The 26437-nt window shown below is 65.7% G+C and carries 31 protein-coding genes and 1 tRNA gene; 19 read left to right on the forward strand and 13 right to left on the reverse strand.

Going from position 1 to position 26437, the window contains the following annotated elements; all coding sequences use genetic code 11:
- Positions 1–7: 7 nt before the first annotated feature.
- From rho to hemE, 3 genes are all read right to left on the reverse strand, one after another.
- Positions 8–1264: a transcription termination factor Rho gene (gene rho, locus WJS89_RS07775; RefSeq protein WP_346341189.1), complete on the reverse strand. Its 1257-nt coding sequence runs from the start codon at positions 1262–1264 to the stop codon at positions 8–10.
- Between the two features lie 173 nt (positions 1265–1437).
- The gene (locus WJS89_RS07780) at positions 1438–1890 is read right to left on the reverse strand and encodes a CopD family protein (RefSeq protein ID WP_346340376.1); all 453 of its coding nucleotides are present in this window, start codon (positions 1888–1890) and stop codon (positions 1438–1440) included.
- Positions 1890–2918 (reverse strand): uroporphyrinogen decarboxylase, encoded by a 1029-nt coding sequence (gene hemE / locus WJS89_RS07785; RefSeq protein WP_346340377.1) that lies wholly within the window; start codon positions 2916–2918, stop codon positions 1890–1892. The genes WJS89_RS07780 and hemE overlap by 1 nt, the downstream gene beginning before the upstream one ends.
- Positions 2919–3221: 303 nt before the next feature.
- On the opposite strand from hemE, the gene WJS89_RS07790 reads away from it, so the two are divergent.
- The 12 genes from WJS89_RS07790 (at position 3222) to WJS89_RS07845 (ending at position 10350) form a co-directional block, all read left to right on the forward strand.
- Positions 3222–3797, forward strand: a complete 576-nt coding sequence (locus tag WJS89_RS07790; protein ID WP_346340378.1) for a Maf family protein — start codon at positions 3222–3224, stop codon at positions 3795–3797.
- Positions 3794–4606 carry a shikimate dehydrogenase family protein gene (locus tag WJS89_RS07795; protein WP_346340379.1) on the forward strand — a complete coding sequence of 271 codons (813 nt, stop codon included), beginning with the start codon at positions 3794–3796 and terminating at the stop codon, positions 4604–4606. The genes WJS89_RS07790 and WJS89_RS07795 overlap by 4 nt, the downstream gene beginning before the upstream one ends.
- Entirely contained in the window at positions 4603–5196 is a 594-nt protein-coding gene (gene coaE, locus WJS89_RS07800; protein WP_346340380.1) for a dephospho-CoA kinase, read from the forward strand. Before WJS89_RS07795 ends, coaE begins: the two co-directional genes overlap by 4 nt.
- An 8-nt stretch (positions 5197–5204) precedes the next feature.
- Entirely contained in the window at positions 5205–5912 is a 708-nt protein-coding gene (dnaQ, locus tag WJS89_RS07805) for a DNA polymerase III subunit epsilon (RefSeq protein ID WP_346340381.1), read from the forward strand.
- Positions 5913–5973: 61 nt separating this feature from the next.
- Positions 5974–6543, forward strand: a complete 570-nt coding sequence (gene hpf, locus WJS89_RS07810; protein ID WP_346340382.1) for a ribosome hibernation-promoting factor, HPF/YfiA family — start codon at positions 5974–5976, stop codon at positions 6541–6543.
- Positions 6544–6620: 77 nt separating this feature from the next.
- A complete protein-coding gene (locus WJS89_RS07815; protein ID WP_346340383.1) occupies positions 6621–7070 on the forward strand; it encodes a PTS sugar transporter subunit IIA in 450 nt (149 codons plus the stop codon).
- A complete protein-coding gene (locus WJS89_RS07820) occupies positions 7051–7521 on the forward strand; it encodes a PaaI family thioesterase (protein WP_346340384.1) in 471 nt (156 codons plus the stop codon). The genes WJS89_RS07815 and WJS89_RS07820 overlap by 20 nt, the downstream gene beginning before the upstream one ends.
- Positions 7518–7859, forward strand: a complete 342-nt coding sequence (locus WJS89_RS07825) for a DUF1491 family protein (RefSeq protein WP_346340385.1) — start codon at positions 7518–7520, stop codon at positions 7857–7859. The genes WJS89_RS07820 and WJS89_RS07825 overlap by 4 nt, the downstream gene beginning before the upstream one ends.
- A gap of 153 nt (positions 7860–8012) precedes the next feature.
- Entirely contained in the window at positions 8013–8711 is a 699-nt protein-coding gene (locus tag WJS89_RS07830; RefSeq protein ID WP_346340386.1) for a cell wall hydrolase, read from the forward strand.
- A gap of 50 nt (positions 8712–8761) precedes the next feature.
- Positions 8762–9229: an MmcB family DNA repair protein gene (locus tag WJS89_RS07835; RefSeq protein ID WP_346340387.1), complete on the forward strand. Its 468-nt coding sequence runs from the start codon at positions 8762–8764 to the stop codon at positions 9227–9229.
- Positions 9230–9242: 13 nt separating this feature from the next.
- Positions 9243–9680 carry a YcgN family cysteine cluster protein gene (locus tag WJS89_RS07840; protein ID WP_346341190.1) on the forward strand — a complete coding sequence of 146 codons (438 nt, stop codon included), beginning with the start codon at positions 9243–9245 and terminating at the stop codon, positions 9678–9680.
- Entirely contained in the window at positions 9670–10350 is a 681-nt protein-coding gene (locus WJS89_RS07845) for a M48 family metallopeptidase (RefSeq protein WP_346340388.1), read from the forward strand. Before WJS89_RS07840 ends, WJS89_RS07845 begins: the two co-directional genes overlap by 11 nt.
- Here WJS89_RS07845 and WJS89_RS07850 read toward each other — a convergent pair.
- The 4 genes from WJS89_RS07850 to WJS89_RS07865 form a co-directional block, all read right to left on the reverse strand.
- Positions 10318–12501 carry a transglycosylase domain-containing protein gene (locus WJS89_RS07850; protein WP_346340389.1) on the reverse strand — a complete coding sequence of 728 codons (2184 nt, stop codon included), beginning with the start codon at positions 12499–12501 and terminating at the stop codon, positions 10318–10320. The two genes, WJS89_RS07845 and WJS89_RS07850, sit on opposite strands and share 33 nt — an antisense overlap.
- 45 nt (positions 12502–12546) lie before the next feature.
- Entirely contained in the window at positions 12547–12957 is a 411-nt protein-coding gene (gene msrB / locus WJS89_RS07855; protein WP_346340390.1) for a peptide-methionine (R)-S-oxide reductase MsrB, read from the reverse strand.
- 59 nt (positions 12958–13016) lie between these two features.
- Positions 13017–13103 (reverse strand) — tRNA-Leu (locus tag WJS89_RS07860).
- Positions 13104–13186: 83 nt separating this feature from the next.
- The gene (locus tag WJS89_RS07865; protein ID WP_346340391.1) at positions 13187–14146 is read right to left on the reverse strand and encodes a zinc-ribbon domain-containing protein; all 960 of its coding nucleotides are present in this window, start codon (positions 14144–14146) and stop codon (positions 13187–13189) included.
- A gap of 84 nt (positions 14147–14230) precedes the next feature.
- On the opposite strand from WJS89_RS07865, the gene ftsE reads away from it, so the two are divergent.
- Genes ftsE through WJS89_RS07885 form a run of 4 tightly spaced genes read left to right on the forward strand, consistent with a single transcriptional unit; the run spans position 14231 to position 17023 of the window.
- Positions 14231–14938, forward strand: a complete 708-nt coding sequence (gene ftsE / locus WJS89_RS07870) for a cell division ATP-binding protein FtsE (RefSeq protein WP_346340392.1) — start codon at positions 14231–14233, stop codon at positions 14936–14938.
- Entirely contained in the window at positions 14935–15789 is an 855-nt protein-coding gene (locus tag WJS89_RS07875) for a cell division FtsX domain-containing protein (RefSeq protein ID WP_346340393.1), read from the forward strand. The genes ftsE and WJS89_RS07875 overlap by 4 nt, the downstream gene beginning before the upstream one ends.
- A complete protein-coding gene (locus WJS89_RS07880) occupies positions 15786–16322 on the forward strand; it encodes a YdcF family protein (RefSeq protein WP_346340394.1) in 537 nt (178 codons plus the stop codon). Before WJS89_RS07875 ends, WJS89_RS07880 begins: the two co-directional genes overlap by 4 nt.
- The gene (locus WJS89_RS07885; protein WP_346340395.1) at positions 16319–17023 is read left to right on the forward strand and encodes a lysophospholipid acyltransferase family protein; all 705 of its coding nucleotides are present in this window, start codon (positions 16319–16321) and stop codon (positions 17021–17023) included. The genes WJS89_RS07880 and WJS89_RS07885 overlap by 4 nt, the downstream gene beginning before the upstream one ends.
- Here WJS89_RS07885 and pheT read toward each other — a convergent pair.
- The 6 genes from pheT to WJS89_RS07915 all read right to left on the reverse strand — a co-directional run bounded on the left by pheT (position 17020) and on the right by WJS89_RS07915 (position 22815).
- Complete coding sequence (pheT, locus tag WJS89_RS07890; protein WP_346340396.1) at positions 17020–19371, reverse strand: phenylalanine--tRNA ligase subunit beta; 2352 nt, start codon at positions 19369–19371, stop codon at positions 17020–17022. The two genes, WJS89_RS07885 and pheT, sit on opposite strands and share 4 nt — an antisense overlap.
- Complete coding sequence (gene pheS / locus WJS89_RS07895) at positions 19368–20444, reverse strand: phenylalanine--tRNA ligase subunit alpha (protein WP_346340397.1); 1077 nt, start codon at positions 20442–20444, stop codon at positions 19368–19370. The genes pheT and pheS overlap by 4 nt, the downstream gene beginning before the upstream one ends.
- A 142-nt stretch (positions 20445–20586) precedes the next feature.
- Positions 20587–20958 carry a 50S ribosomal protein L20 gene (rplT, locus tag WJS89_RS07900; RefSeq protein ID WP_346340398.1) on the reverse strand — a complete coding sequence of 124 codons (372 nt, stop codon included), beginning with the start codon at positions 20956–20958 and terminating at the stop codon, positions 20587–20589.
- 19 nt (positions 20959–20977) lie between these two features.
- Complete coding sequence (gene rpmI / locus WJS89_RS07905; RefSeq protein WP_346340399.1) at positions 20978–21178, reverse strand: 50S ribosomal protein L35; 201 nt, start codon at positions 21176–21178, stop codon at positions 20978–20980.
- Positions 21179–21315: 137 nt separating this feature from the next.
- Entirely contained in the window at positions 21316–21873 is a 558-nt protein-coding gene (locus WJS89_RS07910) for a manganese efflux pump MntP (RefSeq protein WP_346340400.1), read from the reverse strand.
- Positions 21874–21882: 9 nt separating this feature from the next.
- Entirely contained in the window at positions 21883–22815 is a 933-nt protein-coding gene (locus WJS89_RS07915) for a ribose-phosphate pyrophosphokinase (protein WP_346340401.1), read from the reverse strand.
- A 98-nt stretch (positions 22816–22913) separates the two neighbouring features.
- Between WJS89_RS07915 and WJS89_RS07920 the strand changes: the two genes are divergently transcribed.
- From WJS89_RS07920 to WJS89_RS07930, 3 genes are read left to right on the forward strand one after another with little or no spacing between them, the layout of a single operon-like run.
- Complete coding sequence (locus tag WJS89_RS07920) at positions 22914–24578, forward strand: NAD+ synthase (RefSeq protein ID WP_346340402.1); 1665 nt, start codon at positions 22914–22916, stop codon at positions 24576–24578.
- Positions 24575–25060 carry a hypothetical protein gene (locus WJS89_RS07925; RefSeq protein WP_346340403.1) on the forward strand — a complete coding sequence of 162 codons (486 nt, stop codon included), beginning with the start codon at positions 24575–24577 and terminating at the stop codon, positions 25058–25060. The genes WJS89_RS07920 and WJS89_RS07925 overlap by 4 nt, the downstream gene beginning before the upstream one ends.
- A gap of 9 nt (positions 25061–25069) precedes the next feature.
- Positions 25070–26374: a glutamate--tRNA ligase gene (locus WJS89_RS07930; protein ID WP_346341191.1), complete on the forward strand. Its 1305-nt coding sequence runs from the start codon at positions 25070–25072 to the stop codon at positions 26372–26374.
- Positions 26375–26437 lie beyond the last annotated feature (63 nt).

Raw genomic sequence — 26437 nt, forward strand, 5'->3', positions numbered from 1 at the left:
GCGGTCCCTACTGGTTCATGCTCGCGAAGAAGTCTTCGTTGGACTTGGCGTCCTTCATCTTGTCGAGAAGGAACTGCATGGCATCGACCGTGCCCATCTGCATGAGGATGCGGCGCAGCACCCACATCTTGGAGAGCGTCGCCTGATCGACGAGCAGCTCCTCCTTGCGGGTACCCGACTTCCCGACGTCCAGCGACGGGAAGATGCGCTTGTCCGAAACCTTGCGGTCGAGAACGATTTCGCTGTTCCCGGTGCCCTTGAATTCCTCGAAGATCACCTCGTCCATCTTGGAGCCGGTGTCGATCAGCGCGGTCGCGATGATCGAGAGCGATCCGCCTTCCTCGATGTTGCGTGCGGCGCCGAAGAAGCGCTTGGGACGCTGGAGGGCGTTCGCATCGACGCCGCCGGTCAGCACCTTGCCCGACGAGGGCACCACGGTGTTGTAGGCGCGGCCGAGGCGCGTGATCGAATCGAGGAGGATGACGACATCCTTCTTGTGCTCGACGAGGCGCTTGGCCTTCTCGATTACCATTTCGGCGACCTGGACGTGGCGCGAGGCGGGTTCGTCGAAGGTCGAGGAGACGACCTCGCCCTTCACGCTGCGCTGCATGTCGGTCACTTCCTCGGGGCGCTCGTCGATGAGCAGGACGAGAAGGAAGACTTCGGGATGATTGTCGGTAATCGCCTTGGCGATATTCTGAAGCAGAACGGTCTTACCCGTGCGCGGCGGCGCGACGATCAGCGCGCGCTGTCCCTTGCCCAAGGGCGAGACGATGTCGATGACGCGCGCCGACTTGTCCTTGACCGTCGGGTCGGCGCTGTCGAGGGTCAGCTTCTCGTCGGGATAGAGCGGCGTCAGATTGTCGAAATTGACGCGATGACGCACCGCATCGGGCTCGTCGAAATTGATCTGCGTGACCTTGGTCAGCGCGAAATAGCGCTCGCCGTCCTGCGGGCTGCGGATCTCGCCCTCGACGGTGTCGCCGGTGCGCAGGTTCATCTTCCGCACGATGTTGGGCGCGACGTAGATGTCGTCGGGACCGGCAAGGAAGTTCGCCTCGGGGCTGCGCAGGAAGCCGAAGCCGTCGTTGAGCACTTCGATCGTGCCCATGCCCATGATCTGCTCGCCCTCTTCGGCATGTTCTTTCAGGATCGAGAACATCAGATCCTGCTTGCGCAGCGTGGAGGCGCCCTCGACGCCGAGTTCCTCGGCCATGGCGACCAGTTCAGCGGGGGCTTTGTCTTTGAGTTCTTGCAGGTGCATCATGGAAAAATGTCTTCGTAATGAGGGGTCTGGGAAACCCGATCCGCGAGGGCAGGACGCCAGGGCGGATCGCAAATAGCGCGGTGGTAGTTCGATGAACGCGTCACCATACGCCTACGATCCGCGGAGGTAGGTCCAGGCTTCGAAGCTGTCAACCACGCTGCGGCGGGTCGCTAGAACGGCCGCACGACCGCGAGGATGACGATCAGGATCGTGAAAAGGCCCGGCACCTCGTTGAGCATCCGGAGCGTCTTGCCCTCGAACGGGCGCTTGCCCTTGGCGAGCTTGCGGCGGAAGGCGCCGACCCAGCCCTGATAGCCCGTCAGCAGAAGGACGAGCAGCAACTTGGCGTGAAACCAGCCGGCGAGGAAATAGCCGCCGTTGAATGCGAGACTGAGGCCCAGTGCCCAGGTGATGAGCATCGCCGGAGTGAGGATGATCGTATAGGCGCGGTCCTCGCGCTCGATCCACGCGCGATCCTCGGCCGAGCCGGGCGTCGTCTCGTGATGGTGGACGAAATAGCGGGGGAGGATGAACAGCCCCGCGATCCAGAAGATGACGAAGATGACGTGCGCGGCCTTGACCCAGATGGCGGCCGCGCCGAGCCAACCGACGAGATTTTCCATCAGCCTTTCACCCGCGCGATCATGGCCTCCACATGGGGGATGGGCGTCGTCTTGTCGATCCCGTGGCCGAGGTTGAAGATATGCGGGCGGTCCTTGAACGCCGCGAGGATGCGGTCGACGGCCTCGAGCAGGGGCTCCCCGCCGCCGATCAGCAGCATGGGATCGAGATTGCCCTGGACGGGCATGCCGGCGGGCAACACTTCGTGCGCCCATTCGGGGGTGACCGTTTCATCGACACCCACGGCATCGACGCCCGTCTTGCGCGCATATTTCGGCAGCTTGTCGCCTGCGCCCTTGGGAAAACCGATGATCGGCGTCTCGGGGTGGCGCGCCTTGACGCCCTTCACGATCGCCGCGTTGGGCGCGATGACCCAACGGTCGAATTGCTGCGGCGAGAGGCTGCCGGCCCAGCTGTCGAAGAGCTGCACCGCATCGGCGCCCGCCTCGATCTGTCCACAAAGATAGGTGATCGTGCTGTCGATGATGGCCTGGATGAGCGCGCCGAAGCGATCGGGTTCGCCATAGGCCATTTTGCGCGCGGCGGCCTGATCCTTGGAGCCCTGCCCCGCGACCATGTAGGTGGCGACCGTCCAGGGGCTCCCCGCGAAGCCCAGCAGCGTCTTGTCGTCGTCGAGCGCGGCCCGCACGCGGCGCACGGTTTCGTAGATCGGGTCGAAATGCTCGGGCGCCGGCGTGAAATCTTCCAGCCGCGCGTCGGTGAGCGGTGGTGACAGGCGTGGACCCTCGCCCGCGATGAAGGTCAGGTCCTGGCCCAGCGCATGGGGAACGATGAGGATGTCGGAAAAGAGGATCGCGGCATCGAAGGCAAAGCGGCGCAGCGGCTGGAGCGTGATCTCGGTGGCGGCCTCGGGGTCGTAGGCCATGTCGAGGAACCCGCCCTTTTCGGCACGCAACTCGCGATATTCGGGGAGATAGCGGCCGGCCTGGCGCATCATCCAGGCGGGAACGGGGTCGATCCGCTCACCTCGGAGCACGCTGAGCAAAGGACGGTTCGAACCCTCGGGCATCGTCGCTCTTCTTCTTTCTTATATTATATAATGAATAGATTCTTGGAGTAGTAGGGCGCTTGGTCGCGGGGAGTGGCACGAACTTCCCGCTTTGCCAACAGACTCAGAATCCCGTTGACGACGCGGATCGGGCGAGTCGCCATAGCGGACTCCCGTTTTCCACAGGATTCATTGGCGCATGGCCCGGCTGTGGACGGAACGGGGAGCTTCTTCTCCCGATCCGGGGACGGATTGGAGAGGTTTCGTGATCCCCGACGTTGCGCTAGTCCGTCCCACAGTCTTTTCCACAGGGATATTCCAGGCATGCTGATCCTCGGCTCGTCCAGCCCGATCCGCGCGACCATGCTCGAGGCGGCGGGCGTCGCCTTCGAAGCGCGGTCGCCGACCTATGAGGAAGGACCGGTGAAGGCCGGCCATTTAGGCGATGCGCCGTCGCTGGCGCTGGCGCTGGCAAAAGGCAAGGCGCTGGCGGTCCCGGCCCGCGCCGGAGACACGGTGATCGGCGGCGACAGTGTTCTGGAGGTCGACGGACGCCGCTTCGACAAGCCCGAAGACCGCGTTCAGGCGGCCGAGCATCTGCGCTTCTTTTCGGGCAAGACCATGGAATTGACGAGCGCCGTCGTGCTGACAGCCGAACGCGGGATCGTCTGGACGCATGCCGAAACCGCGCGACTGACGGTGCGCGCATTGGATGACGCTTTCATTTCGGCCTATCTCGATGCCGAATGGCCCGAGGTCGGCTATTGCGTGGGCGTCTTCAGGATGGAAGGTCGTGGCGTGTCGCTCTTCGAGAAGGTCGAAGGGAGCCACTTCACGATCCTCGGAATGCCGCTCCTGCCGCTTCTCGGCGCGCTGCGCGAACGGGGATTGGCGCCGTGAGCCCCTATGCCGAAGTGATCGGTGACCCGATCGAACAATCCAAGTCGCCCATCATTCATTCCTTCTGGCTCAAGGAAGCGGGGATCGAGGCCGATTATCGCCGCACGCGCGTCGAAGAGAAGGGATTGGCCGCCTATCTCGACGCGCGCCGCAAGGATCCCGACTGGCGCGGATGCAATGTCACGATGCCGCTGAAGCTCGAGGCGATCCGGCTGGCGGACGGGGCGACCGACCGCGCGGTGGCGGCGGGCGCGGCGAACATGATCCTGCCGCAGGACGCCAAGCTGATCGCGGGCAATAGCGACGTCGGTGCGGTCATGTTGCTGCTGGCGCGGCTTCACGAGGGCGGACGCCCGATGGAGCGCATCCACCTATTGGGCACGGGCGGGGCGGCGCGCGCGGTTCTGGTGGCGACACGGGCGCTCGACCATCCGGGCGTCGTCATCCATGCGCGCAATCGGCAAAAAGCGGTGAAGCTGGCCGTCGAATTCGGACTGGCGCACGCGCCGGTCGGGCTCGACGAGCCGCCCGACGGGAGCGGGATCGTCAATGCGACGCCCCTGGGAATGGTCGGCAACGAATGCCTGTCGTGCGACGTGTCCCAGATCGATGCGGACGGTTGGGTCTTCGACATGGTGTCGGCGCCCGTCGAGACCGAACTGCTCCGCAATGCCAAGGCCCGCGGCTTGGGGATCGTTGACGGGATCGACATGCTCGTCGAGCAGGCCGCGGCAAGCTTCGAGCTGTTTTTCGGTCAGCCGCCGAAAAGAGCGCGCGACGATGAACTTTTTGCTATGCTGCGGGGATGAAGACGCTCGCCATCACCGGATCGATCGGCATGGGCAAGTCGACCGTGGCGCAGATGTTCGCGGATCGCGGAATTCCCGTGTTCGATGCCGATGCGGTGGTGCGTGAATTGCAGGGACCGGGCGGTCGGCTCGTCGCCGAGATCGAGAAGCGCTTTCCCGGCACCACGCGCGACGGCGCGGTCGACCGCGATGCACTCTCGGCAGCGGTGCTCGGCGATTCCTCGGAGCTGAAAAGCCTCGAGGGCCTCGTCCATCCCGCCGTCCATCATGAGCGCACGCGCTTCATTCTCGAGAACGGGGCGGCCGCGGCGCTGCTGTTCGACATTCCCTTGTTGTTCGAAACGCATGGCGAGGAGAATTTCGACCATGTCATCGTGGTCAGTGCGAGCGCGGACGAGCAGCACCGGCGTGTCCTTGCGCGGCCGGGAATGAGCGAAGAGAAATTCCGATCCATCCTGGCGCGGCAGATGCCCGATGCCGACAAGCGCGAGAAAGCGGATTTCGTCATCGATACGGGTATTTCACTCGAAGAAACCGAGGCGCAGGTGGAGCGCATCCTTGCTTGCCTCGACCTGCCGAACGGCGCATAGATTCCGCCATGCGGGAAATCATTTTCGATACCGAGACGACGGGCCTCTCGCCCGCCAATGGCGATCGCATGGTGGAAATCGGCTGTGTCGAGATGATCGACCGCGTCGAGACGGGGCGCACCTACCATGCCTATTTCAACCCCGAACGCACGATGCCGAGCGAGGCCGAAGCGGTGCACGGCCTGTCCGACATCTTCCTGTCCGACAAGCCGCTGTTCCGCGACAAGGCCGAAGAGCTGCTCGACTTCCTCGGCGGGGACAAATTGGTCGCGCACAACGCCAGCTTCGATTTCGGCTTCCTCAATCACGAATTGGGTTTTTGCAGCCGCGATGGCGTGTGCCTGACGCGGATGATCGATACGGTCGCGATCGCGCGGCAGAAATTCCCGGGGGCGAAGCACAGCCTCGATGCGCTGTGCAGCCGGTTCGGCGTGGATCGCACCATGCGCGTCAAGCATGGCGCCTTGCTCGACGCGCAGCTGCTCGCGCAGGTCTATATCGAACTGACCGGCGGTCGGCAGATCGGCCTGTCGCTGGGCGCCCGGGCGGAAGCGGAGGCCTCGCGCACGGCGGTGGCGGTCGCATCGCCCGCGCCCGTCGCTTCGGGGCGGACCCCGCGCTTCGATAAACCGACGGAACAAGAGCGCGAGCGCCATCGTATCTTCATCGCAAAGATGCAGGACCCGATCTGGAACAATCGTCAGACCGCCGCCTAGCATCGCGCCGATCCGCTCCCCATATCGGATCGCACCAAAGGTTCACAGCAAGGAGAGAGGCATGGACATCCGTGTCGCAGGTCACCAGGTCGATACCGGCGAGGCCCTTCGTACGCACGTCAGCGATCGACTGGAGGCGATGACGAGCAAATATTTCTCGCGCGCCGTATCGGCCAGCGTGACGTTCGGCCGCTCTCCCCACGACCAGTTCCGCTGCGACATCGTGGCGCCCGTGACCAACGGCCATGTCCTCAAGGCCTCCAACCGCGCCGCCGATGCGCACGTCGCCTTCGAAGGTGCGGCGGACAAGATCGAACGGCAGCTCAAGCGCTACGCCGCGCGGCTCAAGGAGCACCGCTCCGAGCCCATGGACGAACTGCCCGCCGAAGCCGACTATCGCGTGCTCGAAATGTCCCCCGAGAGCGATGAGGCCCCCGCGCCCACCGCACCGCCCATCATCGCCGAAACGCACACCGACATTCCCGAAGCGAGTGTGGGCGATGCCGTCATGATGCTCGATCTGCGCAACGCCAACGCGCTGATGTTCAGAAACGGGCAGACAGGTCAGCTCAATATGGTCTATCGGCGCGACGACCAGACCATCGGCTGGGTGGAGCCTGGCAAGGGGTAAGACCCGCCGGTCCGTTGTAAGAACAAGGAAAAGGCACGTGCGGCGTGTCTTGAAAGTGCGTCATGAATCTTGGTGAGTTGATCGATACCTCCAGCGTCCGGCTCGAAGAGCAGGTCCGCGACAAGCGTGCGCTGCTCCAGCAGATGGCACAGATTGCGGGCCTCAAGCTCGGCATCGAGCCGTCGCAGGTGATCGACGCCATTCTCGAGCGCGAACGTCTGGGTTCGACGGGGTTCGGAGGCGGCATCGCGATCCCGCACGGCAAGATTGCCGGCCTGACGAGCGTTTTCGGCCTCGTGTTTCGGCTCGACAAGCCCGTGGATTTCGAAGCCATCGACAAGATGCCGGTCGACCTCGTCTTCATGCTCCTGTCGCCGCCCGAGCGCGGCGCCGATCATCTTCGCGCACTCGCCGCGATCAGCCGCGCGGTGCGCGATGCCTCGAGTGTCGACCAACTGCGCGGCGCGCGCGACGCAGACGCCTTCGTGGCAGTCCTGACGAGCTGCGATGAGCGCACCGCCGCCTGAAGGCGCTCCCGCGGGCATGGCTGCGCATCTGCGCGGGCTCGAATCGCTTTACGCCGCCGCCCCGATCCAGGGGCGCTACGCGAGCCGTCTGACCTTGCCCGAGGAAGGCGTGTCGCGTCTCGAGTTCGAGGTAGAGCGGGGTTTCTTCCACGCGGCGGGCGCGGCGCACGGGTCGGTCTATTTCAAGATGCTCGACGACGCGGCCTTCTTTGCGGCCAATACGCTCGTGTCGGATCGGTTTCTGCTGACGACGGCGTTCAACCTCCATTTCACCCGGCCGATGAAAGCGGGTCCCGCACTCGCCGAAGGGCGATGGATCTCGGGACGGCGCCGTGTGCTGGTGGCCGATGCGCGCATTCTCGATTCCGAAGGCGAGGAATATGCGCGCGGCACGGGAACCTTCATGCGCTCGCACATCCCCCTGGCGGGGCTCGACGGCTACACGGCGTGAGCGACACGCTGCCTGCAGAACTCGAAGTGCGCGCCCTGATGCGCGCGGCGGAAGCGACGGGCGGCAGCGCGATGCTCTTGTCCAAGGGCGACCGCGATCGCGGCGATATCTTCCTGCTGTTGTGCGAGCGCGGCGTGACGAAGGCGCTCGTCGGGCGCGAATATACGGCGGCAGGCCAGCGTCGGTGGCGCATTCTGGCGAGCGCGGATCCCGACCGTCCGGGGGCGGTCGACGAGACGATCGCGAAACGCCGCGCGATCGATCCGGACTTGTGGGTGGTGGAGCTCGACCTCGCTGATCCGACCCGATACGCCGCAGAAATCCTCGAAATTTCCTAAAATAGCTGTTCTGGGTTAAAAGCCCTGCCGACGAGGAGCGGACCCGTAACGATCGGCCGCTCAGGGAGAGGGTAACCTTTTGGCAAGCATCTTGGCGCAACTTTTGCGCGCCGGTGGGTCGAACGGGATGTCGTCGAGGGGGATGAAATCACGATGAGCATCATCATCAAGGCGGCGCTGTTCGCGCTGGCGGTGTCGACGACGAATGCGGTGGCACCGGCACAGGATGCGGTGACCATGAGCAGTACCGTGGGGGCAGGCGATGCCGACATGCCGCTCGGTGCGATGCCGCGCGTCGCGGTGCCTGCGGTCGACTCGCTTCTGGACCAGGGGGAATTGCTCACGGGCGAGGATCCCGCGACACTCGATCCCGTCACCACGATCGCGGAGGAAATCGAGGAAGAGATTGCCGCGGCCGAGACGGAGGAAGCGCTCGGCGGCCTGTCGCTCGCCGCTCTTGTCGATCGTTTCAAAGGTAGCGAGCCGCGCAACGCGCAGATGGATTGCCTTGCGCGCGCGATCTATTTCGAAACGCGGGGCGAGCCGCTCCGGGGTCAGCTTGCCGTGGGCGAGGTCATCGCCAACCGCGCCGCAAGCCGGAAGTTTCCCGACAGCTATTGCGGGGTCGTGAAGCAGCACCGCCAGTTCAGCTTCGTGCGCAGTGGCCGGATTCCCGAGCCGCGGCGGGCAAGCAAGGCCTGGCGCACCGCGGTCGCGATCGCGCGGATCGTCGATGCCGATCATCACGAGACCGATCTCGAAGGCGCCCTCTTCTTCCACGCCAAGCACGTCAACCCGCGCTGGCGGCTCAAGCGCATGGGCGCGATCGGAAATCATATTTTCTATCAATAGGATTCGGGCAACCATTCGCCTTTTGTTCCGGCGCTGCTAGGGTCGCGCGCATGACCTGTCTTGCCGATTCGCCTGCGGTGGCGCTCGACGTGGCGCGCGGCGTCACGCGTCTGTTCGCGCGCCAGCAATTGTTCGTCATCTGCGAGGTTCCGCTGCCCAATCACCGGCGCGCCGACCTGATGGGCCTCGATACCAAAGGCAAGCTGGTGATCGTCGAGATCAAGGTGTCGCGTGCCGATCTCATGGGCGACGGCAAATGGCGCGACTATCTCGACTATTGCGACCGCTTCTATTGGGCGGTGACGCCCGACCTCGCGCGGATTTGCGAGGGCGAGGCTTTCGCTCCGGGCGAGGCGGGGCTGATCGTCGCCGACCGGTACGATGCCGCCTGCGTGCGCGAGGCGAAGGAAGTCGCCCTCGCCCCCGCACGCCGCAAGGCCGAGAGCGCCCGTTTCGCGCGGCGCGCGGCGCGGCGGCTGGCGGCCGAGCTCGACCCGAGCCTCGGCGACGAGCGCTGAATCCTGCTTGAAGATGCCCGATGATCGTCCGTTCTGGGAAAAGCCGCTAGCCTCGCTCGACGCCGGGCAATGGGAGGCGCTGTGCGACGGATGCGGGCGCTGCTGCCTGCACAAGGCCGAAGATGCCGACACGGGCGACTATTATGCCACCGATGTCGCGTGTCGCCTGCTGGATCTCCAGACCGCGCGATGCAGCGACTATGCGGGACGAAAGGCCAAGGTGCCCGACTGCCTTGCGCTCAAACCCGATGCGGTCGAGGCGACGCGCTGGCTGCCGGCGACCTGTGCCTATCGGTTGCGGGCTGAGGACGCGCCGCTACCCGCCTGGCACCCGTTGCTGACGGGGAGGGCGGCGAGCGTGATCGAGGCGGGGCAGTCGATTGTCGGCTGGACGATCAGCGAGGACGAGGCCGGCAATATCGAAGATCATCTCGTCGACCGTGAACTCTGAGCATTTTCCCGACATCGACGTCGTGCGGCATGCACGGGCGCGGCGGTTTCTGCTCCGCTACGATCCGGTACGCGACCGGCTGCGACTGACCCTCCCCAAGCGCGCCAGCGAGCGTGCGGGCCTTCGATGGGCGGCCACGCAGGGCGAATGGGTCGAGCGGCAGCGCTCACGACGCGCCGAGACCGTTCCCCTGACGCCCGGAGCGACGATCCCGTTCAGAGGACGAAGCCTGCTGCTGGAATGGCAAGTCGACGCGCCCCGGCGCGTGCGGCTGGAGGGCGATCGTCTCGTGACCGGCGGGCCCGTCGAGACCGCACCGCGACGGTATGCACAGTGGCTTCGTGCCGAAGCGCTTCGGCTTCTGTCCGACGAGAGCGCGCATTTCGCGGCACTGGCGGGCGTGCCGGTCAGGGGCGTGGCGGTCGGCGATGCCCGCTCGCGCTGGGGAAGCTGTTCGGCGGACGGGCGGCTGCGCTTTTCATGGCGCCTCGTGTGCGCGCCCGATGCGGTGCGGCGCTACGTCGTGGCGCACGAAGTCGCGCACCGCGTGCATATGAACCATGGACCCGCGTTCCGGGCGCTTGAAGCGGCGTTGGTCGAGGGCGACGTGCGCGCGCTTTCGAAAGAATTGAACGCGCTAGGGCCGAGGCTGCAGCGGATCGGGCGTTGATCCGTCGCTCGGTCGCGGCGGCGGCGTGCGCGGCGGGGTCGGTTGCTGGCGGCGTGGATCGAGCGGTTCCACGCGAACCGCGCCGGGATCGTCACGGCCCGGGGTCGGCGGGCGTCGTTCCTGCTGTTGTTGCTGGCGCTGGCGTTCCTGCTGCGCCGCACGATCCGCCTCGCGCTCGGTGCGCTGGCGCTGGAGGACCTGGTCGAGCCAGTTTTGATCGGGCGCGGCAGGGTCGCCCCCGTCCGGCCGCGGCGCAAGCGGGTCGAGCGGCTCGGTAATGGGTTCGCCATAGGGATCGAGCAGCGGGTCGCCCTCCATCCACACTTCCTCGTCCGGCTCCATCTGCCACTCGGGAAGCTCGCTACCGGTATCGAACTGCTCGACGGGCCGGTTGGCGACGGCTTTCTTCATGAAATCCGAGAAAGCGCGCGCGGGCGCGGTGCCGCCCTGGAGGCCCGCGACGCGAGCATTGTCGTCCGCGCCCATCCACACGCCCGTCGTGAGACCCGAAGAGAAGCCGATGAACCAGCCGTCCTTGTTCGAATTGGTGGTGCCGGTCTTGCCCGCGACCGGGCGACCGATCTGCGCGGCGCGGCCGGTGCCCGACTGGACGGCGGTCTGCAGCATGTCGGTCATTTCCTGCGCCACGAACGGATTGACGAGGACGCGCGGGGCGCTGGGCTGATGCGAATAGAGCAGCCGTCCTTCTGCCGTCACGACCTTGGTGATGGCATAGGGCGGGCGCGAGATGCCGCCGCGCGCGACCGCGGAATAGGCGCGCGTCATGTCGATCAGCCGCACTTCGTGACTGCCGAGGACCATCGAGGGGTATGGATCGATCCGGTCGTCGATGCCGAAGCGGTTGGCCATGTTGGCGATGGTCGTGAAGCCCATCTCGGCCCCGATCTGCGCGCTGATCGTATTGACCGATCGCGCAAAAGCTTCGCGCAGCGTGATCGCGCCGAGGAAATTGCGGTTGGAGTTGCGCGGGGTCCATCCATCGATGGTGATCGGTTCGTCGACGACGATATCGTCGGGTCGCAGTCCCTGCTCGAGCGCGGTCAGATAGACGAACAGCTTGAAGGCGCTGCCCGGCTGGCGACGCGCGACCGTGGCGCGATTGTAGATCGATTCGACATAATCCTTGCCGCCGACCATCGCGCGCACCGCGCCGTCGCGGTCGATGGCGACGAGCGCCCCTTGCGCCCCCGCGGGGGCATGGGCGTTGATGGCGTCCGAAGCGGCAGCCTGCATGTCGGGATCGAGCGTCGTATAAACGTCGATGGCCTCCGAGGTTTCGCTGATGAGCGTGTCGAGCTGCGGCAGGGCCCAATCGGTGAAATAGCGCGCACTGTTGGCGCCCGCGCGCTTCTCGAGCTTGATTTCGGCGGGGTCGACGAGCTGCGCTTCCTGAGCGGAGAGATAGCCGTGGCGCACCATCAGATCGAGAACGACGTCGGCACGATCGCGCGCGGCTTCGATGTCGGCCGTCGGCGAGTAGTTGGAGGGGGCCTTCACCAGGCCCGCGATGATCGCAGCCTCGCCGAGCGAAAGCGTCGTCGCGTCATGCCCGAAGAAGGTGTTGCTCGCCGCATCGATGCCGTAGGCGCCGCCGCCGAAATAGACGCGGTTGAGGTAGATCTCGAGGATCTCGTTCTTGGAAAATTTACGCTCCAGCGCGAGCGCGATGATGCCTTCGCGTACCTTGCGAATGAAGCTGCGGTCGGGGGTGAGGAAAATGTTGCGCGCGACCTGCTGCGAGATGGTCGAGACCCCGCGCGCCCCGCCGGGGCCATTGCCCTCGCGGATCGAGATCGCCATGCCCCGCATGATGCCGACCGGATCGACGCCCGGGTGCGACCGGAAACGGCGATCTTCCACCGCGATCATCGCGTCGGTCATCGTCGAGGGGATCTGGTCGTAGGTCAGCCAGCGTCCGAAACTGGGACCCATCGAGACGAGAATGCTGTCATCCGCCGCCCGTACGCGGATCGTCTGCCCGAGATCGCCGCGCGTTCGCAATTGCTCGAACGAGGGGAGCGACGACATGGCGAGGAGCACCGCGACCACGAGGCCGACGAGCCCGACCCCGGCGAGAATGAGGCCCCATTTGAACAGGCCGACGAAGATTTTACGGGGCTGGACGCTCATGTGACCTTATCGGTTAGGGCCGTGCGCCCTTCCCGGCAAGCGCGTTCACGCGTCCTGGTCGTCCGCGTTGGGCTCGAACTCGAGACTGGCGGAATTGACGCAGTAGCGAAGGCCGGAGGGCCCCGGCCCGTCGGGAAAGACATGGCCAAGATGACTGCCGCAGGATGAACAGCGGATTTCCACGCGTTTCATGCCGTGGCTGGTGTCGGTATGTTCGTCGATCGCCTCGCCTTCCGCAGGCGCGGTGAAGCTCGGCCAGCCGGAGCCGCTGTCGTATTTGTCGTCGGACTGGAACAGAAGTTCGCCGCACGCCGCGCAATGAAACTCGCCCGGGCGTTTCTCGCTGTTGAGCGCACCCGAGAAGGGCGGCTCGGTGCCGGCTTCGCGCAGGATGCGATATTGTTCGGGGGTGAGGCGATCGCGCCATTCGGCGTCGGTAAGGTGACGGTTCGACATGCGTCCCGATATAGGACGCGCGGCGACCGTCTTCCAGTGCCTTCAAAAAGGAGGGAAAATGGTGCGGTCGAGAAGACTCGAACTTCCACGGCCTTTCGGCCACAACGACCTCAACGTTGCGCGTCTACCAGTTCCGCCACGACCGCACCCGAGGGTCATGACCCCGAGAGGGCCATGCTGGTAAGGCGCGCCCTCTAGCAAGCGTTCCCGAGGCTGGCAACGGAGAATTTCAACCCGCGATGGTGAGCTGCAATTCCTCGGCATTGTCGGGGATGTCGGCTTCGGCACTGTTGAAGCTCGCGCTCTCGCCCGGGCCGAGGCTGGGGGCTGGCGGGGCGATCGTCCACTGGTGAACGACGGCGCCTGCCGCGTCGAGCAGTTCGGCGCGAATGGGCGGGACGTCGAGTTCCTCCTCGGTCGGATTGATGACGCGTCCACTGACGGTGAAGAGTTCGTTTCCGCTGGCCAGCGCCGACTGGTCCTGCCGTTCGAGCATGATCTGGAGCGGGCTTTCGTTTGCAGCGGCGCTGGCGCCGGAAAGGCCGAGGCGATCACGAAGGTCGGGCGGGGCGAGGAAGGCGAAGGCGGCAACCGCAGCCGCGACGATCAGGATGAAAAGAAGCAGCCACAGCCAGCCACGCCGCTTGGGTGTTTCGCCATCCTCGTCGTGGATGAAATCCTCGTCGAGGCCGGTAAAGCCCATGTCGGTGGTCGGCGCGTCGTGGAAGGGTTGGTCGGTCGCCTCCTCGGCGATCGCCTGTTCCTGCTCTTCGGACTGGAGCGCAGCCTCTTCGGCAACCTCGGGCTCGGGCGGTGCGGCGACCACCGGCTGGGGGTCGGGTTCATGCGCGACGGGTGTCTCGACTGGCGATGTCACGTCGGCGTCATAGGCAGGTGGCGGTGGCGGCGTCACCGAAGGTTCGTCGGCAACCGAAGGCGGCTCGTCCGCTCGGTAGGGCACGGGGCCGTCCGAGGGCGCGGGCGCCGGGGGATCCGCGGGCGGTGCCACGGATGCATCCCGCGCTTCCGCCGGGTCGGACGGCGGCGCGTCTTCGGGGGTCGCGTGCCATTTGTTGCCGCAGGCGGCGCAGCGCACGGTGCGGCCTTCGGGCGGCACGGCGTCCGGTTTGACGTTGTAGCGCGTGGCGCAGGACGGACAGGTCAGGATCATGCTTTTGTCGCTCGACATTCCCGGCATAAACCGCAACATGACCGCAATGGCAAGTTTTGGCGGGAATGCAAGGCGGATCGCGCAAGTCGGAACGGGCGCGCGATGATCGCAGCGTTCGAACGCGTGGGTCTGCGCTACGGCACGGGTGCCGAGGTGCTTCACGACCTCGATTTCGCGCTCGCCGAAGGGGGATTCTACTTCCTCACCGGCCCCTCGGGCGCCGGAAAGACATCGCTTCTCAAGCTGCTCTATCTCGCCCAGTCGCCGACCCGCGGACGGATCCGGCTGTTCGGCGAGGATATCCAGAGCCTGCCGCGCGACGCGCTTCCGGCGCTACGGCGGCGGATCGGGATCGTGTATCAGGACTTTCGGCTGATCGAGGAGTTGAGCGCCTTCGACAATGTCGCGATGCCGCTGCGGATCGCGGGCCACGACGAGGAGGCGGTGGCCGAGCCGGTCAACGAAATGCTCGACTGGGTGGGCTTGTCGGCGCGCGCATCCGCACGGCCGCCGACCCTGTCGGGCGGCGAACAGCAGCGCGTCGCGATCGCCCGGGCGGTGATCGCCAAACCCGATCTCCTCATCGCCGATGAACCGACCGGCAATGTCGATGCGGACATGGCGGCGCGACTGATGAAGCTGTTTTCCGGAATGAACCGGCTCGGGACCACGATTTTCATCGCCACGCACGATCTCTCGCTTATCAAGCAGACGCAGGGTGCGGCCCTGCTGCGCCTCGACGGCGGAACGCTCAGGGACCCTACCGGTGCGCTGCGCTATCCGCCGGGTCGGCGCGAGGGCCTCTCGTGATCGCGCGGCGGCGAACGCTGATCAAGCGGCGCGCGCAGGGCGCGAGCGCGTACCTGCTGGCGATCATGCTGTTCGTGATGACGATTACCGCGGCGGCGGGCCTGATGGTCTGGAACGGCAACCGCTCGGTCGCGCAGGCGGCCGCGGCGCGGCACATGGTGCAGTTGCCGGGCGGGATCGAGCAGACCGACCGCCTTGCCGACTTCGTGGCGCAGGCCGATGGCGTGGACGCGGTGCGCGCGGTGCCGCCATCGGAAACCCGCGCGACGATGGAACGGTGGATGGGCCCCGCAGCGCGCCGTGCCGACCTGCCACTCCCCGCGCTCGTCGAAGTGGAACTCGGTTCCGAGCGCGCGGCCCCGGCCTTGCGCGCCGCGCTGACCGACGCCTTTCCGGACGCCCGGCTCGTTTCGAACCGCTCGGTGCTCGCCCCCGTGCTGAACGCGCTCGCCACCGTCGCGCTGGTCGGCCTGGGTCTCGTGCTCGGAATCGCGCTTGCCGCCGCGGCGAGCATCATCCTTGCGACCCGTGCCGCGATCGCCGCAAACCGATCGACGATCTCGATCCTCCACGGCATGGGCGCGAGCGACACCCAGATCGCGCAGAACTTCACCCCCGCGATCGCGCGCGACGCCCTCGTCGGCGGCAGCTTCGGAACGGCACTCGCGATCGCGCTCCTCCTGGTGCTGGCCACCACCGGCGGCGACAGTCTCGACTTCCTGTCGGGCAACGCGCGTCTGATCGGCATCGGTGAATTGGCGCTCCTCGCTCTCCTGCCGCTGCTCGCCGCGGGAATGGCATTTGTAGTTGCGCGCGCGACGATCCTGCGCGATTTGCGAGCCGCTCTATGATCGTTCGCCTTTTCTTCTTCGTCGTCGGCCTGTACGCACTCGGCTTCGCTTTGTTCTCGGTCGATCTCGGCGAGCCTGCGCCCGCCGATGCTGCCGAGACTCCCGCCATGGTTGTGCTGACGGGCGAGAGCGGGCGGATCGAGCAGGCACTCCAGCGACTTGGAGAGGGCAAGGCCGAGCGGCTGCTGATCTCGGGCGCCGACCCTGCGGTTCGCGCGGAAGATCTGGTCGAAGTGGTGGGCGGCACCGAGCGGCTCTACGACTGCTGCGTGACCATCGGATCGGATTCGGTCGATACGCGCTCCAATGCGGTCGAGGCGAAAGCATGGCTGGCCGAAAACGAGTTCGATGCGGTGCGGCTGGTGACCAGTGACTGGCACATGCGCCGCGCGACCTTCGAATTCCGCGAGGAACTGGGCGAGGACTTTCCCATCATCTTCGACGCGGTGCCGACCTCGCCGGGGCTGATGACGCTGTTCGGCGAATATAACAAATATGTGCTGCGCCGCATCGGGCTGCTGCTGGGCATATGAACGCACTGCGCTCGGCCCTCTTCGCGCTCTTGTTCTACCCCGGCACGCTGCTCGTGTGCCTGACGGGACTGCTGGTCGCGCCCTTCGGCCGTGCGCCCATCCGCAGCGTCGTGCATTTCTGGGCGCGTTTCCACCATTGGCTGGTCCATCATGTCCTGCGCATCCGCTTCGAGTGGAACCGCGAGGTGCCGGAGGGGGCCTATATCGTCGCGGTGAAGCATCATGCGATGGTCGAGGCGGTCGATACGCTGCGCTTTGCCCATACGCCGATCGTGGTGATGAAGAAGGAACTGGTGGATTTGCCCATCTGGGGCTGGGTGACGCGCATCTACGGGGTCATCGGCGTCGATCGTTCGGCGGGTGCAAGGGCGCTGCGCGACATGATGTCGAAGGGCAAGCGCGCCAAGGCCGACGGTCGCCCCATCGTCATTTTCCCCGAAGGAACGCGCGTCCCGGAAGGCGCGGCCCCGCCGCTGCGCCCCGGCTTTGCGGGCCTCTATCGCGCGCTCAAGCTTCCGGTCATTCCGATCGCGCATGACAGTGCGCACCTGTGGCCGAAGGGCTTCGTCAAGAAGGCAGGCGTCATCCGCTTCCACGTCGGCGAGCCCATCCCGGCGGGTCTGAGCCGCGAGGAGGTCGAGGAGCTGGTTCATGCGGCCATCAACCGCTTCGCGTGCTCCTCGCCGCCGATCGACGCCTAGCCGCGCAGCCGCGCGCCTTTGGCTTCGGCCGCCGCGATGATCTTCTGCGCGATCTCGCCAAGCTGCTCTTCGGTGAAACTCTCGTCTTTCGGCTGAAGCGTCACTTCGACCGCGAGGCTGAGGCCGTCCTTGCCCTCGAAGCGATCGAAGACACGCGTCGCGACGATATGCTTCTTGTCCGCGCCGCCGACTGCGCGTTCCAGATCGGCGGCAGCGAGCGTTTCGGGGACCAGGAAGGCGAAGTCGCGCTTGACCGCCATCAGCGGCGGCGGCGCATAGGCCACCCGGGCCCGCTCGGACGAGCGCGGTTCGGGGATGGCATCGAGATAGAGTTCGGCGGCGATCGCCTGAGCGGGCAGATCGAGCGCCTTGGCAAGGCTCGGGTGCAATTCGCCGAAACGCGCGAGAATCTTCTTGGGACCGAGCCCGAGGGCGGCGCTGCGCCCGGGGTGCCAGTCATCCCCCGCGCCGGCGAAGAGCGTGAGGTTGCCGGTCGGGGCGCCCGCGGCGTCCAGCAGCGCGATGGCCTCGGCCTTGGCGTCGTAGGGCGTGAACGGCTTCGCCTTGCCGTCGGACCAGTTCCGCGGCGCCTTGTCGCCGATGAGCAGGACGGTCGCGGTGGCGCGCTCGCCGTCGGCGAGATAGCGGCGGCCGACTTCGAACAGGCGGACGCTGTCCGCGCCGCGATCGAGGTTGCGGCGCGCGGCGGCAGCGAGACCGGGGAGCAGCGAGGGGCGCATGACCTTCATGTCCTCGCTGATCGGGTTGGCGAGGACGTGCGCACCGGCTCCGAAGGGCTCGGCCTGCGCTTCGCTGATGAAGGACCAGGTGATCGCTTCGTTCATGCCGCGCGCGGCAGCGGCACGTCGCAGGCGTCGTTCGGCCTTCTGCGTGCGGGTCGCGACGGGGGGAGCCACGCCATCGGGCCGCGGCAGTGCGGTCGAGGGAATGTCCTCGAAGCCGTGAATTCGGGTGACTTCCTCGACGAGGTCGGCGGCGCCTTCCACGTCCTGCCGCCAGCTCGGAATGGTCACGGTATCGCCGTCCACGCCGAAGCCGAGGCGCTCGAGGATAGCGGCCTGTTCGTCGTGCGCGATACCGACGCCGCCGAGCGCAGCCGTGCGGTTCCAGTCGAACGCGATGGAGCGCGGTTCGAGGGGCGGCTGGCCCGCGCGGACCGGGTGACTGACTTCACCGCCGCAGATGTCGAGGATCATCTTGGAAATGATCGCTTCGCCGTCTTCGAGAAAGGCGGGGTCGACGCCCCGCTCGAAGCGGCTGCGCGCGTCGCTGACGAGGCCGAGTTTCTGGCCCGTCTTGGCGATCCGCTCGGGTTCGAAATAAGCGACTTCGAGGAAGCTGTCGGTCGTGTCGTCGTCGACACCCGTACGATTGCCGCCCATGACGCCGCCAAGATCATGTACGCCTTCATCGTCGGCGATCACCGTCATGCGGCCGGTCAGTGGATAGGTCTTGTCATTGAGCGCCTCGAATTCCTCGCCGTTGGCGGCGCGGCGGACGATGAGGTCGCCCTTCACCTTGGCAAGATCATAGACGTGGCTGGGGCGCCCGAGATCGATCATCGCATAATTGGTGATGTCGACGAGCGCGCTGATCCGGTTCTGCCCGATGGCCTTGAGACGCCGCTGCATCCAGTCGGGACTGGCGGGGTTCTTGAGGCCGCGGAACGTGCGACCGTAGAGCGCGGGGCACCCTTCCTCGTCCTCGATATGGACGGCGATGGCGGGATCGAAGCTGCCCTCGATCGACGGCACATCGAGCGGCTTCAACGTTCCGAGCCCCGCGGCGGCGAGATCGCGCGCGATGCCATGCACGCCCATGCAGTCCTGCCGGTTGGGCGTCACGAATACGTCGAAGACGGGGTCGTCGAGATCGGCATAATCGGCATAGCTGGTGCCGACGGGCGCGTCCTCGGGCAGTTCGATGATGCCGTCATGGCCCTCGCCGACCTGCAGTTCGCGCGCCGAGCACATCATGCCGAAGCTTTCGACCCCGCGGATGGTCGCCTCGCCGAGCGTGAAGTCGGGGCCCGGCACATAGGTGCCCGGCCCGCCGAACACGCCCTTCATGCCCGCGCGCGCATTGGGCGCGCCGCACACGACCTGCTTCTTTTCGATGCCGTCATCGACGGTCAACACCTGCAGCTTGTCGGCATCGGGATGCGGACGTGCGTCGACGACCTTCGCGACCTTGAACGGTCGCAGCGCATCGCCCGGGTTGACGATGTCCTCGATCTCCAGCCCGATGGCGGTCAGCTTCTCGGCGATCTCCTCGACCGACGCCGTCGTATCGAGATGGTCCTTCAACCACGACAGGGTGAACTTCATGCGCCGACTCCTGCCGAAAGCGTGGGGGTGTCGAGCATCCCGAATCCGTAATGCCGCAGCCAGCGAAGATCGCCGTCGAAGAAGGCGCGCAGGTCATCCATGCCATATTTGAGCATCGCGAGACGGTCGATCCCGCAGCCGAAGGCGAAACCCTGCCATTCGTCGGGATCCAGTCCGCAATTGGCGATGACCTTGGGGTGGACCATGCCCGACCCGAGCACTTCCATCCAGCCTTCGGCCCCGCCGACCACGCGGCGGCCCTTCACTTCGGACCAGCCGACATCGACCTCGGCGGAGGGCTCGGTGAAGGGGAAGTAGGACGGGCGCAGCCGCAGCACGACGTCGTCGCGCTCGAAGAAGGCCTTGAGAAACGTCTCGAGCGTCCACTTGAGATGCCCCATGTGGATGTTCCGGTCGATGACGAGCCCCTCGACCTGATGGAACATGGGGGTATGGGTCGCATCGCTGTCCGAGCGGTAGACGCGGCCCGGCGCGATGATGCGGAGCGGCGGTTTTTCGCGCATCATCGTGCGGATCTGCACCGGCGAGGTGTGCGTGCGCAGCACCGGCGGTGCCTCATCGCCCTCGGTCCGCACGTAGAAGGTATCCTGCATGGCGCGAGCGGGATGGGCCTCGGGAATGTTGAGCGCGCCGAAATTGTGCCAGTCGTCCTCGATCTCGGGGCCTTCGGCGACCTGGAAGCCCAGATCCGCGAAGATTTCGGCGAGTTCGTCCATGACCTGGCTGACCGGATGCACGCTTCCCTGCGGGGCGGCATCGACCGGAAGCGAGAGGTCCATCTTCTCGGTGGCGAGCCGCGCTTCGAGCGCATCGGCTTCGATCGCGGCCTTGCGCGCATCGATGGCGCCCTGCACCGCTTCGCGTGCGGCGTGGATCCTGGGGCCCTCGACCTTGCGCTCGTCGGGCGACATCTTGCCGAGTGTTTTCAACAGGCCGGTGATCTGCCCCTGCTTGCCCAGCGCCTCAACGCGCACGGCATCGAGCGCGGCGAGGTCGCCGGCGGATGAAACCCTGTCGGTATAGAGCGTTTGGAGTTCGTCAGCGCTTGCCATTATTCGTCCTTCAGTTCGCGAGGGGCGGTGCCGCAGGGCGGGCGATTTTGCAAGAAGAGAGCTTCGGGGGCCCGGTCATGAAAAGGGGCGCCGGAGTTGCCCCCGACGCCCCTTTTTCAGGTCACCTGCAGATGCGCGAGGCCTAAGCGGTGGCTTCTTCCGGCAGTGCCTTCTTCGCCTGCGCGACGATGCCCGAGAATGCTTCCGGCTCGTGCATGGCGATGTCGGCGAGAACCTTTCGGTCGAGGTCCACGCCCGCGAGCTTCAGCCCGTGCATGAACTTGCCGTAGGTGAGGCCTTCCTGGCGGACCGCCGCGTTGATGCGCTGGATCCAGAGCGCGCGGAAGCTGCGCTTCTTTACCTTGCGGTCGCGGTAGGCGTACTGGCCGGCCTTTTCGACGGCCTGACGGGCGATGCGGATGGTGTTCTTGCGACGGCCGTAATAGCCCTTCGCCTGGTCGAGGATCCGCTTGTGCTTGGCGCGCGTGGTCACGCCGCGTTTGATGCGAGGCATAGTCTAAACTCCCTGAATCTTAGAGGCCGTAGGGCGCCCACTGCTTGAGGCGCTTGGCGTCGCAGTCCGGGAGGACCTTGGTGCCGCGCTGCTGGCGGATATATTTGGCGTTGTGGCTGATCAGGCGGTGGCGCTTGCCCGCGACACCGTGCTTGACCTTGCCCGAAGCGGTCATCTTGAAGCGTTTCTTGACGCCGCTCTTGGTCTTCATCTTCGGCATTTTCGTCTCCTATTGAAGCTGCGCGTCAACGCAGCGACGATTGCGACCAGCCGCGGCAGCCTTGGTGGCCGGACCGGTCGGATTTTCCAACGATTCGGAAAAGTCGTGTGCGCCTATAGAGGTGAAGGCACGCGAACTCAAGCGGCGAGCAGTCCCGTATGCTCGGCGAGAATCTTCGCGCCGAGGAGGACGAGGACCGTCCCGCCCGCCATTTCGGCGCGTTTGCCGATCCGCATGCCCAGCCGTGCGCCAAGCGTGAAGCCGACGATCGACAGGACAAAGGTCACGCCGCCGATCAGGAGCAGGCTGGTGCCGATCGCGGGATCGAAGAAACGCAATGTCAAACCGGCCACCGCGGCGTCGATGCTGGTCGCGACCGCCAACGTCACAATGGCACCGAGGGTCAGGCGCCTGGACGGTTCGACGGCCTCGGCGGGGTCGAGCCCCTCGCGGATCATCTGGATGCCGATGAAACCGAGGAGGAAAAAGGCGATCCAATGGTCGAACGCTTCGATCGTCCCCGCGAAGGCGTCGCCGAGGAGAAGTCCGATCAACGGCATCAGGCCCTGAAACAGTCCGAAGGCAAGCGCGAGCAGGACGCCGTCGCGCCGGGAAATTCCCCCGGCGCCCCGAGCGATCGACGCCGCGAAGGCATCCATCGCGAGCCCGAGCGCCAGCAGGACAACGGCGACCATCGATGGCGCCTAGTCGAAGAGGCTGGAAACCGAGCTCTCGTCCGCGATCCGGCTGATCGCCTCGCCGAACAAGGGAGCGATGGTCAGCTTGCGAATCTTTTCGTCATCCTCGAGATTTTCATGGTGGATCGAGTCGGTCACGACCAATTCGTTGAGGACGCTCGCCTTGATCTTGGCGCCCGCCGCGCCCGAGAGCACGCCGTGGGAGCAATAAGCCATCACGTCGGTTGCGCCCTGTTCCTTCAAGGCGGCGGCAGCGTTGCAGAGCGTACCGCCCGAATCGACGATATCGTCGATGAGCACGCAGGCATGGCCCTCGACATCGCCGATAATGTTCATGACTTCGCTTTCGCCCGCGCGCTCGCGGCGCTTGTCGACGATGGCGAGCGGGGCGTTGTCGAGGCGCTTGGCGAGGCTGCGCGCGCGCACGACGCCGCCGACGTCGGGCGAGACGACCGCGATCTTCTTGTCGCCGTAGCGCGCCTGGATGTCGGCCGCCATGACCGGCGCGGCCCAGAGGTTGTCGGTCGGGATGTCGAAGAAGCCCTGGATCTGCCCCGCATGCAGATCCATCGTCAGCACGCGGTCGGCGCCGGCTTCGGCGATGAGATTGGCAACCAGCTTGGCGGAAATCGGGGTGCGCGGGCCGGGTTTGCGGTCCTGCCGCGCGTAGCCGAAGTAAGGGACGACCGCGGTGATGCGGCTGGCCGACGCGCGGCGCAGCGCGTCGATCATGATGAGCAGTTCCATCATGTGATCGTTGGCGGGGTAGCTCGTCGACTGGAGCACGAACATGTCCTGCCCGCGCACATTCTCGTGAACCTCGACGAAGATTTCCTCGTCGGCGAACCGCTTGACGCTGGCGTCGACCAGCGGGATCTCGAGATAGTCGGCCACGGCCTTGGCGAGCGGCGGATTGGAATTGCCGGTGAGCAGCTTCATGGCGCGTGGGGTCCCCTGTGATGCAATATCTGCGTTTCCTTTAGCGGCGCGTGCGCGACGAGCGCAACCTTGTGGCCACTCGAAGCGATAGCTAACGGATGTCCATGAAATTCCGCCTCGCGCTTTGCCAGATGAACCAGAAGGTCGGCGATATCGCCGGTAACGTCGAACGTATGCTCGAGTGGCGCCGGCGCGCTGCCGAGGCGGGGGCGGATATCGTGATGTTCCCCGAAATGCAGGTGACCGGCTACCCGACCGAGGACCTGACGCTGAAGCCGAGTTTCGTGCGCCGCGCGATGGAAGCGAACGAGGATGTCGCCGATGCGACCTCGGACGGCGGCCCGCCGATCATCTTCGGTGGGATCCATGCGCATGACGGCAGCGTCTACAATGCGGTGTTTTTGGCCGAGAAAGGCGGAATCTCCGCGTGGCGCGCCAAGCACGAACTACCCAATTACGGCACCTTCGACGAGCATAGGATTTTCGATGCGGGGCCGCTGCCCGACCCGGTCGAATGGAACGGGATCAAGCTCGGCCTGCCGATCTGCGAGGACATCTGGCAGGAGCGCGTTTGCCATCATCTCTCCGACGAGGGCGCGGAAATCCTCTTGGTGATGAACGGCAGCCCCTACGAACTCGACAAGGACGAGACGCGCACGAAGATGGTGCGCGAGCGGATGAGCGAGACGGGATTGCCGCTCGTCTACCTCAACCGCGTCGGCGGGCAGGACGAGCTGGCGTTCGACGGCTCGAGCTTCGTCGTCAATACGGGCGGCGCGATCCCCATCCAGCTTCCCGACTGGAACGAGACGATTGTCGTTACCGAATGGGAGAAGACCGAGGACGGCTGGGTCTGCGCCGACGGCGAGAAAGCCGCGCTCGATCCGTTCCCCGAGGACATCTATCACGCGATGATGGAGGGGCTGCAGGAATATGTCGACGGCAACGGCTTCAAGAGCGTGCTCATCGGCCTGTCGGGCGGGATCGATAGCGCGCTGACCGCGGCGATCGCGGTCGATGCGCTGGGTGCGGACCGTGTCTGGTGCGTCATGCTGCCGAGCCAATATACGTCCGACGACAGTCTGGAGGATGCCAAGCAATGCGCCGAGATGCTCGGCTGCCGCTACGACATCATTCCCATCGGCGAGGGGACCGACGCCATGACGTCGATCCTGAACGAGCATTTCGAGGGCCACCCGGCGGATACGACCGAGGAGAATATCCAGTCGCGGCTGCGGATGGTGATTCTGATGGCGCTGTCGAACAAGTTCGGACCGATGCTGCTGACCACGGGCAACAAGAGCGAGATGAGCGTCGGCTATGCGACGCTCTACGGCGACATGGCGGGCGGCTACAATGTGCTGAAGGACGCCTACAAGACGACGTGCTTCACGCTCGCGCGCTGGCGCAACCGGCACAAGCCCCGGCGGGCGAAGGGGCCGGACGGCGCGGTGATGCCGATGCGCATCATCACCAAGCCCCCCAGTGCCGAGCTGCGTCATGACCAGAAGGACGAGGACAGCCTGCCGCCCTACAAGCTGCTCGACCGAATTCTCGAGAGCCTCATTGAGGACGAGAATGCCGTGGCCAAGACCGCACGCAAGACGGGCGCGGACGAGAAACTCGTCGCCGAGATCGAAAAACTCATCCTGCATTCCGAGTACAAGCGCCGCCAGGCCCCCATCGGGGTGAAGATCGGCCAGCGCAATTTCGGCCGCGACCGCCGTTATCCCATCACCAACACTTTCAGGACCGGAAAATGAAACGATTTGCCTTGATGATCGCGATGCCGCTGGCGCTGGCCGCCTGTGCCGACAGTTCCGCGCCGGAAGATCCCGACCTGCAGGATCCCGCCGCGCTCGACGAGAATGCCGGCGAGAATGTCGACGCCGAGACGGCAGCGCGTCCCGAGCTCGACCTCTCGGGCAGCTGGTCGATCAGCAATTTCAACGGTCAGACCAACCTGTCGACGCACCCCATCACGGTCACCTTCCCCGAGGGCCGGATGCAGCTTACCTCGCAGTGCATCGATTATGTCTACGCGCTCAACCGCACGGGCAACATCATCGCGCCCGAGAAGCTCAGCGGTACGGCCTGCCCGCGCGGCCTGTCGGGCGGCGAGCAGCAGCTCGACGAGGCGATCCCGCAGCTGAACGTCATCGTCACCCGCGGCGAGGAAGCCCTCAGCTTCTCGGGGCCCGGCGGCAATTTGCTGATCGGCCGTTCGGGCGGCGCAGCGCAGTAGCGCGCCGACATCATGAAGACCCGCTTCGCCCCCTCCCCGACGGGCCGGCTGCATGTCGGCAATATCCGTACCGCGCTGCAGAACTTCCTGCTGGCCAGAAAGGGGGGCGGCACCTTCCTGCTGCGGCTCGATGATACCGATCGCGAGCGCTCCACCGAGGCCTTTGCGCAAGGCATTCGCGACGATCTGGCCATGCTCGGTCTCGCGCCCGACGAGGAGGTCCGCCAGTCGGACCGGTTCGACCGGTACGAGGCTGCGTTCGAGCGGCTGCGGGAAGAAGGGCGGATCTACGCCTGCTACGAGACCCCGGAGGAGCTGGAGCTTCGGCGAAAGGTGCTCCTGGGGCGCGGGTTGCCGCCGATCTACGAGCGTCCGGAGGCAGAGAATGCGCCGGTCGAAGGCCGCGCACCGCACTGGCGCTTCCGTCTGGACCATTCGGCGGCGATCGAATGGGACGACGGCGTGCGCGGACCGCAGCATTTCGAGCCGCCGAAGCTTTCCGATCCCGTGATTCGGCGGGCCGACGGATCGTGGCTCTACATGCTGCCCTCGACGATCGACGATGCCGAGCTTGGCATCACCCATGTCGTGCGGGGCGAGGACCATGTCACCAATTCGGCAATCCAACTGCAGATGTTCGATGCGCTGGGCGCGGACCGCCCGTCCCTAGCGCACACCGCCTTGATCGTCGCGGAAGGCGGAAAGCTTTCCAAACGTGACGGCGCCGAGGGCGTCGGCGGGCTCGCGGAGCGGGGAATCGAGCCCATGGCGCTCCTGTCCGTCCTTGCGCGGATCGGGACGTCGCAACCCGTCGAGGCGGTCGAGACGCTCGAGGGGCTGGCGGAAGGGTTCGACCTGTCGACGTTCGGACGGGCGCCCGCGCGTTTCTCCTGGGAAGAGGTCGGACATGTGAACGCACGACTCCTTCATGCGATGGACCATGAGGCGGTGAAGGACCGGTTGCCCGACACGATCGACGCCGCGCGTTGGGACGTGCTGCGCGGCAATATCGAACGTCTCGGCGATGTCGAGGCGTGGGCCGAGGTGCTGGCCGGCTCGATCGAGCGCCCAGATTTCCCGCCGGAGGACGAGGCGTATCTCGCCGAGGCCGCCGAGCTCGCCGGCGCGCTTCCCTGGACGGCGGACACATGGTCGGAACTGACCTCCACGCTCAAGGATCGGACGGGACGCAAGGGTAAGGCGCTGTTTCTCCCGCTGCGTCTGGCGCTTACTGGCCGCACCTCGGGCCCCGAGATGGCGGCACTTCTCCCGTTGATCGAGAAGGAGCGCGCCTTGGCGCGGCTCGCGGGCTAGCACTGCGGTCGGTCTGGCGAATGCTGCGACTGCACAGCCACCAACTTGCATTAAGAATGTAAT

The sequence above is a fragment of the Sphingomicrobium aquimarinum genome (assembly GCF_039655735.1).
Lineage (GTDB): Bacteria > Pseudomonadota > Alphaproteobacteria > Sphingomonadales > Sphingomonadaceae > Sphingomicrobium > Sphingomicrobium aquimarinum.

Excerpts from the sequence above, each read along its gene's own strand:
- WJS89_RS07790 (WP_346340378.1), top strand. The coding sequence starts at position 3,222 with ATGCTGATCCTCGGCTCGTCCAGCCCGATCCGCGCGACCATGCTCGAG.
- rplT (WP_346340398.1), bottom strand. The coding sequence starts at position 20,958 with ATGCCTCGCATCAAACGCGGCGTGACCACGCGCGCCAAGCACAAGCGG.
- WJS89_RS07915 (WP_346340401.1), bottom strand. The coding sequence starts at position 22,815 with ATGAAGCTGCTCACCGGCAATTCCAATCCGCCGCTCGCCAAGGCCGTG.
- WJS89_RS07830 (WP_346340386.1), top strand. The coding sequence starts at position 8,013 with ATGAGCATCATCATCAAGGCGGCGCTGTTCGCGCTGGCGGTGTCGACG.
- WJS89_RS07850 (WP_346340389.1), bottom strand. The coding sequence starts at position 12,501 with ATGAGCGTCCAGCCCCGTAAAATCTTCGTCGGCCTGTTCAAATGGGGC.
- WJS89_RS07865 (WP_346340391.1), bottom strand. The coding sequence starts at position 14,146 with ATGTCGAGCGACAAAAGCATGATCCTGACCTGTCCGTCCTGCGCCACG.
- ftsE (WP_346340392.1), top strand. The coding sequence starts at position 14,231 with ATGATCGCAGCGTTCGAACGCGTGGGTCTGCGCTACGGCACGGGTGCC.
- WJS89_RS07780 (WP_346340376.1), bottom strand. The coding sequence starts at position 1,890 with ATGGAAAATCTCGTCGGTTGGCTCGGCGCGGCCGCCATCTGGGTCAAG.
- WJS89_RS07920 (WP_346340402.1), top strand. The coding sequence starts at position 22,914 with ATGTCCATGAAATTCCGCCTCGCGCTTTGCCAGATGAACCAGAAGGTC.
- hpf (WP_346340382.1), top strand. The coding sequence starts at position 5,974 with ATGGACATCCGTGTCGCAGGTCACCAGGTCGATACCGGCGAGGCCCTT.
- pheT (WP_346340396.1), bottom strand. The coding sequence starts at position 19,371 with ATGAAGTTCACCCTGTCGTGGTTGAAGGACCATCTCGATACGACGGCG.
- WJS89_RS07925 (WP_346340403.1), top strand. The coding sequence starts at position 24,575 with ATGAAACGATTTGCCTTGATGATCGCGATGCCGCTGGCGCTGGCCGCC.
- pheS (WP_346340397.1), bottom strand. The coding sequence starts at position 20,444 with ATGGCAAGCGCTGACGAACTCCAAACGCTCTATACCGACAGGGTTTCA.
- hemE (WP_346340377.1), bottom strand. The coding sequence starts at position 2,918 with ATGCCCGAGGGTTCGAACCGTCCTTTGCTCAGCGTGCTCCGAGGTGAG.
- msrB (WP_346340390.1), bottom strand. The coding sequence starts at position 12,957 with ATGTCGAACCGTCACCTTACCGACGCCGAATGGCGCGATCGCCTCACC.
- rho (WP_346341189.1), bottom strand. The coding sequence starts at position 1,264 with ATGCACCTGCAAGAACTCAAAGACAAAGCCCCCGCTGAACTGGTCGCC.
- WJS89_RS07880 (WP_346340394.1), top strand. The coding sequence starts at position 15,786 with ATGATCGTTCGCCTTTTCTTCTTCGTCGTCGGCCTGTACGCACTCGGC.
- dnaQ (WP_346340381.1), top strand. The coding sequence starts at position 5,205 with ATGCGGGAAATCATTTTCGATACCGAGACGACGGGCCTCTCGCCCGCC.
- WJS89_RS07835 (WP_346340387.1), top strand. The coding sequence starts at position 8,762 with ATGACCTGTCTTGCCGATTCGCCTGCGGTGGCGCTCGACGTGGCGCGC.
- rpmI (WP_346340399.1), bottom strand. The coding sequence starts at position 21,178 with ATGCCGAAGATGAAGACCAAGAGCGGCGTCAAGAAACGCTTCAAGATG.
- WJS89_RS07820 (WP_346340384.1), top strand. The coding sequence starts at position 7,051 with ATGAGCGCACCGCCGCCTGAAGGCGCTCCCGCGGGCATGGCTGCGCAT.
- WJS89_RS07885 (WP_346340395.1), top strand. The coding sequence starts at position 16,319 with ATGAACGCACTGCGCTCGGCCCTCTTCGCGCTCTTGTTCTACCCCGGC.
- WJS89_RS07910 (WP_346340400.1), bottom strand. The coding sequence starts at position 21,873 with ATGGTCGCCGTTGTCCTGCTGGCGCTCGGGCTCGCGATGGATGCCTTC.
- coaE (WP_346340380.1), top strand. The coding sequence starts at position 4,603 with ATGAAGACGCTCGCCATCACCGGATCGATCGGCATGGGCAAGTCGACC.
- WJS89_RS07840 (WP_346341190.1), top strand. The coding sequence starts at position 9,243 with ATGCCCGATGATCGTCCGTTCTGGGAAAAGCCGCTAGCCTCGCTCGAC.